The 14,727-nt window shown below is 61.6% G+C and carries 16 protein-coding genes; 14 read left to right on the top strand and 2 right to left on the bottom strand.

The genetic code is table 11. The features are described from left to right. A partial coding sequence (locus XW59_RS28080) for an autotransporter outer membrane beta-barrel domain-containing protein (protein ID WP_206077770.1) occupies window positions 1-1,213 on the top strand: 1,213 nt, incomplete at its 5' end. 162 nt (window positions 1,214-1,375) lie between these two features. On the opposite strand, the gene XW59_RS28085 is transcribed toward XW59_RS28080, so the two are convergent. Beyond that, the gene (locus XW59_RS28085; protein WP_047148936.1) at window positions 1,376-2,023 is read right to left on the bottom strand and encodes a FadR/GntR family transcriptional regulator; all 648 of its coding nucleotides are present in this window, start codon (window positions 2,021-2,023) and stop codon (window positions 1,376-1,378) included. A 26-nt stretch (window positions 2,024-2,049) separates the two neighbouring features. Next, the gene (locus tag XW59_RS28090; protein WP_137327115.1) at window positions 2,050-2,889 is read right to left on the bottom strand and encodes a sulfite exporter TauE/SafE family protein; all 840 of its coding nucleotides are present in this window, start codon (window positions 2,887-2,889) and stop codon (window positions 2,050-2,052) included. 301 nt (window positions 2,890-3,190) lie between these two features. On the opposite strand from XW59_RS28090, the gene XW59_RS28095 reads away from it, so the two are divergent. From XW59_RS28095 to XW59_RS28155, 13 genes are all read left to right on the top strand, one after another. After that, entirely contained in the window at window positions 3,191-4,207 is a 1,017-nt protein-coding gene (locus XW59_RS28095) for an ABC transporter substrate-binding protein (protein WP_082137866.1), read from the top strand. Next, window positions 4,204-5,043, top strand: coding sequence for an ABC transporter ATP-binding protein (locus XW59_RS28100; RefSeq protein WP_082137867.1), 840 nt, complete (start codon window positions 4,204-4,206; stop codon window positions 5,041-5,043). The genes XW59_RS28095 and XW59_RS28100 overlap by 4 nt, the downstream gene beginning before the upstream one ends. Before the next feature lies 1 nt (window position 5,044). After that, on the top strand, window positions 5,045-5,839 hold the full coding sequence (locus XW59_RS28105; RefSeq protein ID WP_082137868.1) for an ABC transporter permease: 795 nt from the start codon (window positions 5,045-5,047) through the stop codon (window positions 5,837-5,839). Next, on the top strand, window positions 5,839-6,669 hold the full coding sequence (locus tag XW59_RS28110; RefSeq protein ID WP_052958567.1) for an ABC transporter permease: 831 nt from the start codon (window positions 5,839-5,841) through the stop codon (window positions 6,667-6,669). The genes XW59_RS28105 and XW59_RS28110 overlap by 1 nt, the downstream gene beginning before the upstream one ends. Beyond that, on the top strand, window positions 6,666-7,349 hold the full coding sequence (locus XW59_RS28115; protein ID WP_047148939.1) for a hypothetical protein: 684 nt from the start codon (window positions 6,666-6,668) through the stop codon (window positions 7,347-7,349). Before XW59_RS28110 ends, XW59_RS28115 begins: the two co-directional genes overlap by 4 nt. Window positions 7,350-7,368: 19 nt before the next feature. After that, on the top strand, window positions 7,369-8,574 hold the full coding sequence (locus tag XW59_RS28120; protein WP_246666256.1) for a hypothetical protein: 1,206 nt from the start codon (window positions 7,369-7,371) through the stop codon (window positions 8,572-8,574). A gap of 15 nt (window positions 8,575-8,589) precedes the next feature. Further along, complete coding sequence (locus tag XW59_RS28125) at window positions 8,590-9,054, top strand: cupin domain-containing protein (RefSeq protein ID WP_047148940.1); 465 nt, start codon at window positions 8,590-8,592, stop codon at window positions 9,052-9,054. 220 nt (window positions 9,055-9,274) lie between these two features. After that, a complete protein-coding gene (locus XW59_RS28130; protein WP_170990246.1) occupies window positions 9,275-10,096 on the top strand; it encodes a tripartite tricarboxylate transporter substrate binding protein in 822 nt (273 codons plus the stop codon). Between the two features lie 59 nt (window positions 10,097-10,155). Next, window positions 10,156-10,647: a tripartite tricarboxylate transporter TctB family protein gene (locus XW59_RS28135; RefSeq protein WP_047148942.1), complete on the top strand. Its 492-nt coding sequence runs from the start codon at window positions 10,156-10,158 to the stop codon at window positions 10,645-10,647. Window positions 10,648-10,726: 79 nt separating this feature from the next. After that, window positions 10,727-12,166, top strand: a complete 1,440-nt coding sequence (locus tag XW59_RS28140; protein ID WP_170990247.1) for a tripartite tricarboxylate transporter permease — start codon at window positions 10,727-10,729, stop codon at window positions 12,164-12,166. Then, on the top strand, window positions 12,163-13,257 hold the full coding sequence (locus XW59_RS28145) for a GTP-binding protein (protein WP_047148943.1): 1,095 nt from the start codon (window positions 12,163-12,165) through the stop codon (window positions 13,255-13,257). The genes XW59_RS28140 and XW59_RS28145 overlap by 4 nt, the downstream gene beginning before the upstream one ends. Beyond that, window positions 13,254-14,168: an NAD(P)-dependent oxidoreductase gene (locus XW59_RS28150; RefSeq protein ID WP_047148944.1), complete on the top strand. Its 915-nt coding sequence runs from the start codon at window positions 13,254-13,256 to the stop codon at window positions 14,166-14,168. The genes XW59_RS28145 and XW59_RS28150 overlap by 4 nt, the downstream gene beginning before the upstream one ends. Next, the gene (locus XW59_RS28155) at window positions 14,165-14,602 is read left to right on the top strand and encodes a heme-binding protein (RefSeq protein ID WP_047148945.1); all 438 of its coding nucleotides are present in this window, start codon (window positions 14,165-14,167) and stop codon (window positions 14,600-14,602) included. Before XW59_RS28150 ends, XW59_RS28155 begins: the two co-directional genes overlap by 4 nt. Window positions 14,603-14,727 lie beyond the last annotated feature (125 nt).

Consider the following 14,727-nt stretch of genomic DNA (forward strand, 5'->3'; position numbering starts at 1 on the left):
ATCGAATGTTCGCTTCGCGCTGTCCAACGTTGCTGGAATGTCCGCACCGGGTACGATCACGTTCAGGATTTTGGCTCGCCCCAACCCTTCCCTTGATCCGGAAGTCATCGGCCTGATCCGGGCGCAGACCGAGACAGCAAAACGCTTCGCCAACACGCAGATCACCAACTTCAACCAAAGGCTCGAGCAGCTTCACAATGAAAGCGAGCGGCGCAGCAATTCGGTCGGCGTCAATGTCGGCGTGCAACAACCTTCGATCACGCCTGATGCCTATGCGCCGCAAGAGGATGCGCACGATCCGGCACTCAAGGCTATCGGCCGAGCCGCGCCTGTCCAGGCGGAGCGCCGCTCCGACCCGCAACCGGCACCGGTCGACCATCCGTTCGGCAATCTCGCCTTCTGGAGCGGCGGCTTTGTCAATTTCGGCACCAACGACAATGGCGCGATCAACCTCGATCATACGCTGGTCGGCGTCAGCGCCGGAGTCGATTACCGTTTCACGTCCGAACTGACGGCGGGCTTTGGTCTCGGCTATGGGCGCGATGTGACCGAGGTCGGTTCCAACGGCACGGAAAGCCGTGCCGAAGCCTTCTCGCTTGCCGCCTATGGCAGCTACCGGCCCGTGCCCGGCCTTTTCATCGATGGGTTGGCCGGCTACAGCGCCATGAGCTTCGACAGCCTGCGCCATGTCACGGCGACCGGTGACTATGCCACCGGCACGCGCGGTGGCGACCAATTCTTTGCCTCGCTCACGGCAGGCTACGAATACCGCAACGAGGGTTTACTGATCTCACCCTATGGCCGTCTGTCCGGCTCGCGTTCCACGCTCGACGCCTTCACCGAAACGGGAGCGGGTATGTGGAACCTCACCTACGGCGAACAGCGTATCGATACGCTGTCGGGCACACTGGGGCTGCGGCTCGAATATGCCATCTCCACGGACTGGGGTGCCCTTAAGCCGCGCGGCCGGCTTGAATACACCCATGATTTCGAGGGCACGAGCCGCGCCAGCCTCGGCTATGCCGACATCGGCACCCCGCCTTACGAACTCGATATCGAAGGCTTCTCGCGCAATCATCTCGCGATCGGCCTCGGGCTCGATGCGCGGATTGGCGAGGACGTGACGCTCGGCTTCGACTATCGCACTGCCTTGGGCACCAATGGCGACAGCCGGGATCATACGTTCGGACTCAAACTCGGCGTGCAGTTCTAACGGAAATCGCATCGGTGCTGCCGTGCTGGTCGTGTAGCGCGTGGCAGCACGTTCCGCTGATACAGACGCGACAATACTTGAGAAGATATTCGAGAGTTGTCGATCCTGGTATTTGACCGTGAGCCAAACCCCAGTGCCATTATGCATGTTCCTGAGGACACCTCAGGTCCCCGTGATCCGACTGACTTCCAGCAAATGATCGCGCATCGCCTCATCGGCTTTCTCGGGATCTCTTTCGGCGATGGCGTCGACGATTTGCAGATGGTGAACGACCAGGATGTCACGCAGATCCGCAGTGAATATCTGGGCGCGCAGGCCGGTCCATCTCTGTTCCACACGAACTGCCTGGATGAGCTGGAAGACGCCTAAAAACAGGTCGTTACGCGCACTTTCCGCTATCTTTGCATGGAAGGCGCTGTCCCAGCGCTCGTAATCCTGACTGTTGCCGGTCGTTCCGCCGCGTTCGGCCAGACGTTTCAACTGTTCGATGTCGGACGGCGTTGCGCGCAGCGCCGAAAGCCTTGCAAGCGCAGGCTCGATCTCGCGACGGACCTCCATGATCTCGAACGGGCTCGTGCGATTGGCAAGGCTTTCCACCCGTGAGGCGTTCGGACTCGTGGGCCGGATGAAGGTGCCCTGCCCCTGCCGGCGAAACACAAGCCCCTGGTGCTGGAGTTCGTCCAGCGCGCTTCGTACTGCCCTGCGGGTAACGCCGAACATCTCCATCAATTCTCGCTCGGTCGGCAGCCGCCCATCCTTGACCAATTCCCCCTCGCCTGTTTCCGCGGCACCGCGGAGGCTGGCGATCATTGCTTCTGCATTGGAGTAGGAGCGGGTCATAGCGACAGATAAAGGTCGTAGAACATGCGGACCGCTGTTATCGCGAGAAAGAACGCGAAACACAACTGAAGCGCGCGCCGTGGAATGGAATGGGCCAGCCTTGCCCCCAGCGGCGCGAATGCCATCGTCAGCGGCACAAGCGCAAGTGCGCCCGCGACGTTCAGGTAGCCGATGGAAAACGGCGGCAAATCCGGTTCGCCGAGGCCAGACAGGACGTAGCCGATCGTGCCGGGGATCGCAATGATGAAGCCGATGGCCGCCGCCGTGCCCACCGCGCGGCGGATATCGAAACCGTAGGCAGTCAGGATCGGCACGCTCAAGGTGCCGCCGCCGATGCCCATCAATGCGGAGATCGAACCGACGAAAAACCCCAACACCGCCTTGATGATACGGCTGGGGAACCCGTCCCGCAACTTTGCGCCATCCTTCTTGAATGCCATCTGGAGAGACACCGCCAGGGCCACCGTGGCAAAAACCGCAGTCAGGATACGGCCGTCGGCATAGCCGCCGAAAATCGTTCCTGTCACGACTCCGACAAAGATCGGCACGCCCCAACTCTTGAGCAGCGATACGTCGATCGCGTCGCGTTTGCGGTGACTTCGGATGGACATGGCCGATGTGGCGATGATCGTCGACAACGAGGTTGCAACGGCGATCTTCATGCGCAGTCCCTCGTCGACGCCGAAGGATGCGAGAATGTGATAGAGAACCGGTACGATCACGATGCCGCCGCCGACGCCGAGCAACCCCGCCAGCAGCCCCCCCGTTACACCGGCTGCAACGATTCCGGCGAGGAATATCGCCAGGGCACCGACGTCACCTTCGAAAATTCCCATCTATGCAAAGCCCATATTAGCGTACCAATTTGCCCTCATACAGCATATTGGTTCAGCTTCCGCCAGAGAAAAAATCAGCATCACGTCGGGCAATCACCAGACGTCAAAGCTGCCCCGCCTCTCTGAAGCTCAAGTTTCGCAATGCCTGTGGATCAGAAAATCGAAAAGAGGCTGTTGACAGGTGGGCGCAATCAATGATTATCTATCGATCAATAAGCGAGCTTATAGTGAATCAATATAATATTGGTTCGCAAAAAGATCGCTGCTCTCGACATCAAGGCCTATCTGGGAGGAAAGGACCATGTCTCGTCGAATCCGCGCGCTGTTTGCCGCTCTTTCATTAACGATCACGGCACCTGTCATGGCCAATGCCGAGCCGGTGAACATCCGCATCGGCTGGTCCACCATGCCGGGACATCTCATCCCCGTGCTGTATTCCAAGCCCGAGATCCTGAAGCACTACGGAACGAGTTACACGGTCGAGCCGATCCGGTTCCGGGGCAGCTCGCCGCAGATCAGCGCCATGGCCGCGGGCGAGATCGACATCGGCGCGTTCGGACCGCTGGTGCTGGCGCTGGTCGTCAACAATGCGCGCCAGGACGTAAAGGTGGTCGCCGACGTGATCCAGGACGGCGTCGAGGACTACCATTCCGAAACCTATATCGTTCGCGCCGATTCAGGCATCGATAGCGTGGACGACCTCCGCGACAAGCGAGCCGGCACCAACGCCATCGGTTCGGCGTCGGACACGGCGATGCGCGCCATGTTCCGCAATCACGACATGCTCGACAAGCGCGACTTCACCATGGTCGAGGTCGCCTTTCCCAACATTCCGCCAATGCTCGAAGAGGGCAAGATCGACATCGGGACAGTTCTGCAGCCGATGTCGGGTCAGTTGCAGGAAACCGGCGACTACAAGGTTCTGTTCACGGCCAAGGATGCCGTCGGGCCGTCTCAGTTGGTCTTCCTCGCGGGCAAGACCGATTTTCTGGAAGAAAACCGAGATCAGATGATGGACTTCTTCGAAGACCATGTGCGCGCCGTGCGCTGGTTCACCGACCCGGATAATCGTGAGGAAGCCGTCGGGATCATCGCCCGTTTCATGCAGCAGTCGCCGGATACGCTCACCCACGTCTTCACCAAAAAGGACTACTATCGCGACCCCTTCATGTTCCCGAACATCGAGACACTGCAGAACAGCATCGACATCGCCGTCGATCTGGGTCTGTCGCCACAGGGACTGGCGGTTGCCCCGGACTATGTGGACCTCAGTTTCGTGGAAGAAGCCAAACGCCGCATCGAGGCGGACAAACAATGACGACCGTCGCCATGGCCGCCGACGCGAGGCACGAGGCAGCCGACCGCGCCCGAACCGGCATTCACATCGATAATGTCACCCATTCCTACGGCGCACGTGCCAGCGGTCGAGGCGTGGTGGCTCTCAACCGCATCTGCCTCGACATCGCCGACGGAGAATTCCACGCGCTGCTTGGCCCCTCGGGTTGCGGCAAGAGCACGCTTCTCTACCTGATCGGAGGATTCCTTCCCATTCAGGAAGGCGCGATCGTGACGACGAACGGCCCTGTAACTCAGCCCGGCCCGGACCGGGCCATCGTGTTTCAGAACTTCGCGCTCTTTCCGTGGAAGACGGTGAAGCAGAACGTGCTTTACGGCCTGAGAAAGCAAGGCCTGAAGGGAGAGGATGCCGAGGAGCGGGCGCGCGACTACATCAACCTCGTTCATCTCTCGGGCTTCGAGGATGCCTATCCTTCGCAGCTCTCCGGCGGCATGCAGCAACGCGCGGCCATCGCGCGCACGCTTGCCGTCGATCCCAAGACGCTGCTCATGGACGAGCCCTTCGGCGCGCTGGACGCCCAGACGCGCCGCGTCATGCAGGAGGAGCTGCGCGCGATATGGGGACGCTCCCGCAAGACGGTCGTTTTCGTTACGCACGACGTGCAGGAAGCCGTATTCCTCGCCGATCGCATTTCGATCATGAGCTCGCGCCCAGGTCGCATCGAACACGTGATCGACGTATCCCTGCCGCGCGACCGCGGCGAGGACACGCTGGAAGATCGCGAATTCATCCATCTGAGCGAGCAGATCTGGCGGCTTGTGAGGGAACAGGCCGTCGCAGCCACGCGAGGGCGCTGAGATGCCGCGGGCTGGAACCGGGACAGGCGGCATCAACATGCTTCTCGACATCAGCCGGGGTGCGTTGAGGTATTCGCCCATCGCAATCCTGCTCATCGTGTGGGAGCTGCTCGGCGCGACCGGTCTGATATCCCGGCAGATGCTGCCGGGACTTGGTGAGATATTTGGCGAACTCGTTGCCGCGGTGGTGAGCGGCGACCTCCTCTACAATTGCGCCCGCTCGCTGATGCGCGCGGGAAGCGGCCTCTTGTGCGCGGTCGTCGTCGGCATAGTTGCCGGGCTGCTGATGGCAAGCTTCCGCCCCCTTCGCCTGCTCATCAACCCGATCGTCCAGATATTCTACCCGATGCCCAAATCGGCCCTCATTCCGGTTGTGATGATCTGGCTGGGTCTAGGCGACGCCTCCAAGATCCTGCTGATCTTCCTTGGATGCCTCCTGCCCGTGGTGGTGGGAACCTATAACGGCGCGCGCGGCATCAACCCGTTCATGATCTGGTCAGCGCGCAGCCTCGGCGCTTCGAAGCTGGAGGTTATCCACGAGATCGTGCTGCCTGGCGCGATGCCGGAAATCCTCAATGGTGTCCGCACCGCGCTCGCCTTCTCCTTCATCCTGATGGTGAGCTCGGAATTCCTGATTGCGACCGACGGCGTCGGCTACATGATTTCGTCGCTTGGCGATGGGGGCATCTATCCCGCGATGTTCGCGGTCATCTTCTTCGTCGCCGGCATCGGCTTCCTGGCCGATCGGATTTATGCAGCCTTCGCCCGCCGGCAACTCGCCTGGAGGGAAGCCTGATGGCCACGGTCCAAGCCACATCGAGAGGCTCCTTGAAGGCAAAGCGCGCAACCCCACGCATCGCGCCGGACAGGCTGGTCGATATCACGGTGCAGGCGGGCGTCATCGTAGTCCTGTGCCTGGCCTGGGAATTCGGAGCACGAGTCGGCGCGATCAACCCATTCCTGCTGCCCTCGCTCTCGGACGTGCTTGCGCGCATATGGGCCGACGCGATGTCGGGAACGGTGTTCGTAGACCTCGGCCTGACCCTTTACAGGACCCTTGCAGGCTTCCTCATCGCCGCGGCTCTGGGCATTCCCATCGGTGTCCTCATGGCGCGATCTGCAACCGTGCGATGGTTCTTCGACCCGCTGATCTCGGTCGGTTTTCCGATGCCGAAGATCGCCTTCCTCCCAATCTTCATCCTTTGGTTCGACATATACGACACGTCGAAGATCATCATGGTCACCTTCTCCTGCTTCTTCCCCATAGTAGCAGCGACCTACGCCGGCACGACCGGGCAGGACAAATGGCCGATCTGGTCGGCCCGCGCCCTGGGAGCCAGGGAACATGAGATCCTGTGGGAGGTACGTCTCCCGCTGGCCTTGCCGCAGATTCTCACCGGGCTTCAGGTTGCCCTGCCCGTCGGCATGATCACCACGATCGTGACGGAAATGCTCATGGGCGGCAGGGGCGTCGGCGGCTCCATGATCATGGCGGGCCGTTTCGCCGATTCCGTCGGCGTCTTCGCAGGCATCGTCGAGATCGTGTTCCTCGGTTTCGCAGTGGTCCGCAGTCTCGAAATGCTGCGCGCAAGGCTGCTGGTGTGGCATCCGGAGGCGCGCAAATGAAAGCGCCAACCATTCCCGCCATCGCGTTTCCAATCGTATTTGGCGACAACGCGCGGCATCGGCTTTGCTGCCGGCGGGATCAGCCGATCCGGCTGCATCATCTCGGCCGTATCCTCCCCGCATCGGACTCGCTGCTTTCAGGCGGGTCGAAGGAAGACATCCTGGTGGCGGCGTTGAAGCGGCAATGCGCGCCGTGGGACCGCACGCTGCTGCGCCTGATCGACCGCTATTTTGAGTTTCTACGCCGCCGACTTCAGGACAATTTGCCCGAAATAAAGCGACGGCTGGGATACTATGAAGGGCTGTATCGATCTGAAGATACACTGTTTTCGGCCCCTGCGCTTCTGCCCCGCGCGCGGGTGAAAACAAGCGGGCTGGAGGATGTGCCCATCGCAGCCGCGATCTGGTCGGGCGAAAAACTCACCGCGCTCTTCGAGGGCCGTGTGGGCGAAACGCCGCGACACGGCCGCGAATACACGCGGAAACTCGAGGCCGCGGGCATTGCCATCAAGCTGACGGAGCCGGAAGCCACAGCATCCAGCGACGACGCCTTCTTCGACGCCCTGCTCGGTCCGGAACTGCGCCACTTCTTCCACACGGAACCACTGCCTTGCGCGCCGCTGCCGCCGGATCTCGCACCTGGATTTCTCGCGAGGCAACTGAGCGCGCCCGCAACATAATAGGAGAATCTGTTTGACGGTGGATCTGATCAAAGGAATGCGTCTCATCGGCCACGATCTGCTCGATGGCTGGGGAGGTATTGGCGAGGGGATGTCTATTCAGGCGACGAGAGACGGTCGCCGCATCATGTGGCTCGCGCATGAAGGCCCGCCGAAGAATTTCACTGGTGTTGACGTGACCGACCCGCGCAAGCCCCGCGTCGTGGTCCAGACGGATCTGCCCAACATGCATGTGCGCTCGAATTCGCTCGAGACCACGGGCGACCTGATGGCCGTCGCCTACCAGACGCTCGAGCCCGGGCAGACGCCGGCCGGGCTCGAAATATTCGACATTTCGAACCCCGAGTCGCCGCGTTCGATCAGCTATTTCGACTGCTCGGGTCCGCACTCGCGCGGCGTGCATCAATTGTGGTTCGTGGACGGCGAATACATTCACTTCGCGGGAGGGGCGGCCGACTTCACCCCTCACAACCAGCTGGACGATCAGCCTTATCGCATTCTCGACGTGCGCGACCCGAGCCGTCCCGTGGAGGTGGGGCGCTGGTGGATGCCCGGCACGGCCGTAGGCGACGCAGAGTCTCCGCCGGAGCGACTGCCGATCGATACCGGTTTTCGCGGCCACAACACGAACGTCTATCCGCAGCGGCCGGACCGCGCCTATGTCGCCTATATCGACGGCGGCGGCTACGTACTCGACATCTCGAACAAGTCCACGCCGCGTGTCGTGTCGCATTTCAACCCGAACCCGCCCTTCCCCGGCTTCACCCACACCGTGATGCCGCTCTTCAGTCGCGACCTGCTCGTCTTCACGCATGAGTGCGTGCTCGACGACGGCGCGGACTGGCCGAAGTTGACATGGATCGTAGATGCGCGGCGCGAGGACAACCTCGTACCCCTGTCGATCCTGCCGATGCCGCAGGTCGAGGAATATGCGGGTCGCGGCGGTAGATTCGGCTGCCACAACGTGCACGAAAACCCACCGCGCGAGACCTCCTTTCAGTCCGACACGCTGCTCTTTTCCACGCTCTTCAACGGCGGGGTCAGGGTGCACGACCTGTCGGACCCGACCCAACCCAAAGAGGTGGCGGCTTTCGTGCCGAGCGCGCCCAAGGGCTCGCGCGTGCCGGCCGCGCAAATCAACGACGTCTATGTGGACGAGAATGCGATCGTCTACGCCGCCGATCGCCATACCGGCGGTCTCTACGTCCTCGAACTCGATATCTGAACCGGAGGAAATCCAATGACGGAAGCAGCCGAAGCCAAGCCACTGACGAAGAACCTGGGCGCCACGAAGGCGGGGGCCCAGGGCCATATCTTCCAGCTTGCCGAACTCGACAAGATCGACGCGGGGACCGGCTATTCGACGGCCTTCGGCGCGGTCGTGGAAGGCGAACGCACGCAGGTGGGTCTCATGAACAAGGCGCGCGGTACAGGCGCGCGACCGCATTCGCACCCCAACGAGCAATGGAACTACGTCATCAAGGGCAGGCTGCGGGTCCACATAGAGGGCGAGGAAGAACGCATCGTTGGGCCGGGGGCGCTGCTTTATTTCCCACCCAACAAGATCCACGCGACGGTGGCCCTGCCAGACGAGGACGTCGTCTTCTTCGTCGTCAAGGATCTGTCGCACGGGATCATCGGCAAAGCCGCGGACGGAACCATGACCGGCCCTCACTACGACGAGGGCTTTGCTCCAAAAAGCTGAATCAAACCGTTTTTCGATGCTGGGACGGGCGGTGGAGGACTGACCGTCCCGGTGAATGCAACCGGGAGGAACCAAGATGAAATTCGGTGCTTTTGCATCCGCATTGCTGTTGTTTAGCGGCGCAGCGCCCGCTCACGCGCAGGACGCTTATCCACAAAAGCCGGTCGAGCTGGTCTGCTCGACCTCGCCCGGCTCCACCGCGGCACAATGGTGCCAGCTCGTGGCGCAGGTGCTGGCACAAGACGGCATGCTGGGCGTGCCGGTGAACGTCGCCTACAAGGGCGCGGGATCGGGCAACGAGGCGGCCGTGTACGTACGCGGCAAACCGGCGGACGGCTACACGATCCTGCACGCCAACGCGAGCTGGAGCGGCTACATGAATCTGCCGACCTTCGAGCCTTCCGTGGAGGATTTCGAGTATCTGGCCCGTATCGAGAAGTTTATCTACGCGCTGGGCACCCATACCGCCATGCCTTATCAAACCTTCGGCGATGCGGTCGCGGCGGCGAAGGAAAAGCCCGGCACGCTCGCGGTCGCGGGCAACAAGATCGGCTCGATCCACCACAAGCATATCCTGTCGGTGTTCAAGGCTGCCGATGCCGAAGCCGTGCATATTCCCTATGAAGGCTCAGGCGACGCGGTTCGCGATGTGCTCGGCCAGCATGTGCCGCTCGGGCTCGGTTCCATTGGCCAGCTCCAACCACACGTCGAAGCGGGAAACATTCGTCCGCTGGTGGTTTTGAACGAGGAACGCGTCGCCGCCTTCCCCGATGTGCCGACGCCGGCCGAGCTCGGTTACGACTATCCGATCAGCCACCAGTGGCAGGGCATCTTCCTGCGCGCCGGAACGCCCGAAGATATCAAAGGCAAGCTGCGCGATGCGCTGACCAAGCTGATGGATAGCCCGGAATACGCGGAATATCTGAAGAACAGTCCGCACGTGGAAAAGAACTTCGAAACCGATCCGGCCGTGCTGAAGCAGTCACTCGAGGACGAGATTTCAGACTACCGCGAGTTCATGCAGGCGAACGGCATCCTGTGAGGCCGAAGGTGTCCGTTGCCATGCGGCGGACACCGACACTTCTCGAAAGGTATCGGACAATGCTCAAGGTCCGCAGCTTCACCGCCGAACTCGTTACGGCGCTGCTTCTGCTTGCCGCCATAGCGGCGCTCTTCGCGCACACGTTCAGTTTCGCGCCATCTCCCGTGCGCGGCTACCCGGGCGCGGGCTTCTTTCCACGGCTTGCACTGATCGGGGCAGGACTGTTCACGCTCGCCTGGATCGGCCTGCTGCTCATCGGCGGCAAGGAAAACCGGACCTCGGACGAGGAGGATCCGACCGAGTTCGATTTCGAGCTAAAGGATTATGCGATCAGCATCGCGGCCGTGCTCGCCTATGTGTTCGCGCTCGACGTCGTAGGCTTCGAAATAAGCACCTTCCTGCTGCTGGCGGTGCTGCTGCTGCCGCGCATCGGCCCCGTGGCCGCGATCGTGGCCGGCCTACTCACCACGGCCGTTCTCTACGGGACCTTCGTGCTGCTGCTGAACGTTTCCGTCCCGCTGCAATTCCTTCCGAGCTACATCAGATTCTAGGACGCCGGCCATGTCGATGATCATCGAAAACTTCATTCCTGCGCTCTGGATCGTCCTGAGCCCGACGAACATCGCCATCATGGTCATCGGCGTGATCGTCGGTACCCTGCTTGGCGCACTGCCGGGTTTCGGCGCCGCACAGGCCTTGGCGCTGATGTTCCCCTTCACCTTTGCGATGGAACCGATCTCCGGCGTCTTGTTCTTCATCTCGATTTACGCGGCCGCGGAATATGGCGGCTCGATCCCCGCGATCCTGATACGAACACCGGGCACGACAGCCGCCGCGATCACGGTGCTGGACGGCTTTCCGATGGCCCGGAAAGGCTTGGCCGGCCGCGCACTGAAGATCTCCCTCTATACTGGCGTATTCGGCAGCCTGTTCAGCAGCTTCGCCTTCCTTTTCGGATCGTCGGGACTTGCCTGGGTCGGACTTCAGTTCGGCCCGACCGAGATGTTTGCGGTGGGCGTCTTCGGGCTTGCGATCATCGGCAGCTTTTTCGGCTCGGATCCGATCAAGGGCTTCATTGCCACAGGCATCGGGCTGTTCCTTGCAACCATCGGCTCGTCCGGTTTCAGCGGAACACGCTTCACCTTTGGCCAGGCGGCGCTTTTGGACGGCATGCCTCTGATCGTGATCATCATCGGTATCATGGCAATGCCGGAGGCGTTCCGTCTCATGATGGCGCGCAAGGGCGAAGACCCTGAACTCGACAAGACCCTGAACCAGTCCGCCGAAGGCAACCACGTCGGCTGGCGCGACATGCGCACCCTGATGCCGACCATGTGGCGCGGCACGATTGTCGGAACGTTGATCGGTGCGATTCCCGGACCGGGCGCAACCGTTGCATCGCTTGTTGCATATAACGAGGAAAAGCGCTGGTCGAAGCATCCGCCGGAAGCATTCGGGACCGGGCTGGACGAAGGTGTCGCAGCGCCTGAAACGGCCAACAACGCCATCGTCGCCGGCTCGCTGATCCCGTCACTCGCGCTGGGCATTCCCGGATCCGGCGCCATCGCCATCCTGCTTGGCTTGCTCATCAGCCGCGGTATTGTCCCAGGACCCCTGCTCTTCAGCCAGGGCGGCCCGCTGGTGATGTCAGTCTTCATCGGCCTGATCGCGTCGGCGCTGCTGATGCTGGTCGTAGGCATCGCCGGCATCCGTGCATTCGTACAGGTGGCACGCATACCGCGTTACATATTGGCGCCGTTCGTTATGATCACGCTCATCATCGGCACGTATTCCTACCAGAATTATTCCGCCCACGTCGTGATGGCTCTGGTGATAGGCGCGGGCGCCTATTGGCTGGAAAAACTTCGCGTGCCGCTGATCCCCATCGTGCTCGCCTTCGTCATGGGACCAATCGTGGAAGCGAACCTCAACCGTGCCATGGTTATCAACGGCGGCGACCTGCAAGCCATGCTGTTGCGACCCCTGGCCCTCGGGATCCTGGTGCTGGCGCTCGTCACCGCCATCCTCAGCTTCAAGCGCTCGCGGTCGGGAAAGACGGCGGCGGCATGAAGTGGGAAAGCCCCGGATCGCATAGCCGGCAGGCAGGAAGGCAGCGCACCATACCTGCCCTCCTGCTCACCGGGTTTCTGGGCAGCGGAAAGACGACGCTTCTCAACCGGCTGCTGCGCGATCCGCACATGACCGACACGGCCGTCGTCATCAACGAGTTTGGCGATGTCGCCATCGATCATCTGTTGGTCGAGAGCGCCATTGAGAACGCGGTCGTGCTGCAGAGCGGCTGCATCTGCTGCACGGTGCGCGGCGACCTGGTCGATACGCTGCTCGATCTCGTGGCCAAGCGCGACCGCGGGCTGATACCGCCCTTCTCCCGCGTGGTGATCGAGACGACCGGGTTGGCCGATCCGTCTCCCATACTGCGCAGTCTCATAACGCAGAAGGCGGTAGCGGACCTCTTTCACATGCAGGCGGTGATCACCACCATCGACGGCGTCAACGGGTTGCGCCAAATCGGCGAGTTCGAGGAAGCGCGCCGGCAGGTGGCGATGGCCGATCTGCTGATCCTGAGCAAGGCAGATCTGGCCGGACCGGCGGCGGCCTCGTCGCTCGCCCAGACGCTGAGGCCGCTCAACCCGTCCGCCGAGCTCCTGCCGGTTCAAAACGGTAATGTAACGGCAGAGCGTCTGTTTGCTGCCCTGCCCGCCAAACCGACGAAAGCCGGCAATCTTTCCTGCTGGCTGAAAGCAGAGGCCTTTGCGGCGGAGGACGACGGGCTTTCAGCACACGGGGGCGAGATTTCGTCGTTTGTCATCACCATGGATGAAGCCATCGATCGGGATGCTCTCAACATCTGGCTCGCCTCCATCATCTCACTGCGCGGCGACGACATCCTGCGCATGAAAGGCGTCATAAATGTCGCGGGGGAAGCCGGGCCCGTCGTCGTTCATGCCGCCGGACCGCTTCTTCACGAACCGGACGCGCTGGATGACTGGCCGGAGGGCGACCGGCGCACGCAAATCGTCTTCATAGGTCGAAATCTGCCGCAGACCGGCATTCATCGGAGCTTTCTGACCATGCTCCGCTGGAAGCCGAACGCCGCAAATCATGAATCTGCAATCAATGAAACGGATCGTTCTTCATGAATGCTGTACAGACGGATGTTCGCACCGTGGTCGGAATCGCGGGACTCGGCATCATGGGCATCGCCTACGCGCGAAACCTTTGCAAGGCAGGCTACGTCGTCGTTGGATTCGACCCCGCACCTGAAGCAGCAGCCGCGCTTGCCGAGTGCGGCGGTGAAGCCCTAGCCTCGCCCCGCGCGGTGGCGGAGCAGGCCGACATTATCCTGATTGCGCTGGCATCCATACCGGCACTTCGCGATGTCACCATGCAGTTCGCGGAAGCGGCGCGCGAGGATCAGGTCGTAGCGGAAATGGGAACCTTGCCGCTCGACGCCAAGGAAGCCGCCCGCGACCTTCTGGCCGCCAAGGGCTGCACGATGCTCGACTGTCCGGTAAGCGGCACCGGTGCGCAGGCGGCGACCGGCGACTTGGTGATCTTCGCCAGCGGCGACTCCGCCGCCTTCGACAAGATCAAACCCGTCTTCGAAGCCTTCGCGCGCGACGTGAGGCACGTGGGTGCATTCGGCGCCGGCATCAAGTTGAAATACGTCGCGAACCTGCTGGTCACGATCCACAACCTCGCTGCGGCCGAAGCCCTGCTGCTGGCGCAGAAATCCGGGCTCGATCTCCAGATGGTCTACGACGCGGTGCGCTCCGGAGCCGGCAATTCGCGCATGTTCGAAGTGCGCGGTCCGATGATGATCAGCGATACGTACGAACCCGCGACCATGAAAATGGATGTCTATATGAAGGATCTGACGCTCATCCTCGACCATGCGCGCGACGTCAGGGCCCCATTGCCCCTGATGACGGCAAGCCTGCCCTACTACATGGCCGCCCTGTCGCAAGGCCGCGACAAGCAGGATACCGCGGCACTTTTCGCGGTGCTCAAAGCTTTGGCCCCATCCGATCGAAAGGAGACCCACATTTGACCGCCCTTACTCTGTCACTTGCCGACCGCATTGCCGACGCCACGCTCGAGGCCGGACGCAAACGCAACGCCTCGCCGCTGACGGTCGCTGTTCTCGATGCCGGCGGGCACGTCGTCGTCATGAAACGCGCGGACAACAGTGGCATACTTCGTTGCGAGATCGCCCACGGCAAGGCATGGGGTGCACTCGGCATGGGGCTTCCAACGCGCACACTGAGCGAGCGGGCAAAGAATGCGCCTGCCTTTTTTGCCGCCATCGCGGCGGCATCCGAGGGACGCCTCATCCCCGTGCCCGGTGGAATCCTGCTGCGCAACGATAGCGGCGGCATCATTGGTGCTGTCGGCGTTTCGGGCGACACGTCCGACATGGACGAAGACTGCGCCATGGAGGCGATCGCTGCATGCGGCTGTATCGGTGACAACGGCCTTTCCTAAACACGCCTGATATCTCACAAACTTTAATTTATGACCACAATGGCTCGATTTGTCCTTGACAAGCCGGGCCCTTTGTTTTTCGATTGATAAATAGCAGATTGTCACCGCTTCACGCTAAACATATC

The organism is Aquamicrobium sp. LC103, assembly GCF_001014615.2.
In the GTDB taxonomy this organism is placed as follows: domain Bacteria; phylum Pseudomonadota; class Alphaproteobacteria; order Rhizobiales; family Rhizobiaceae; genus LBCQ02.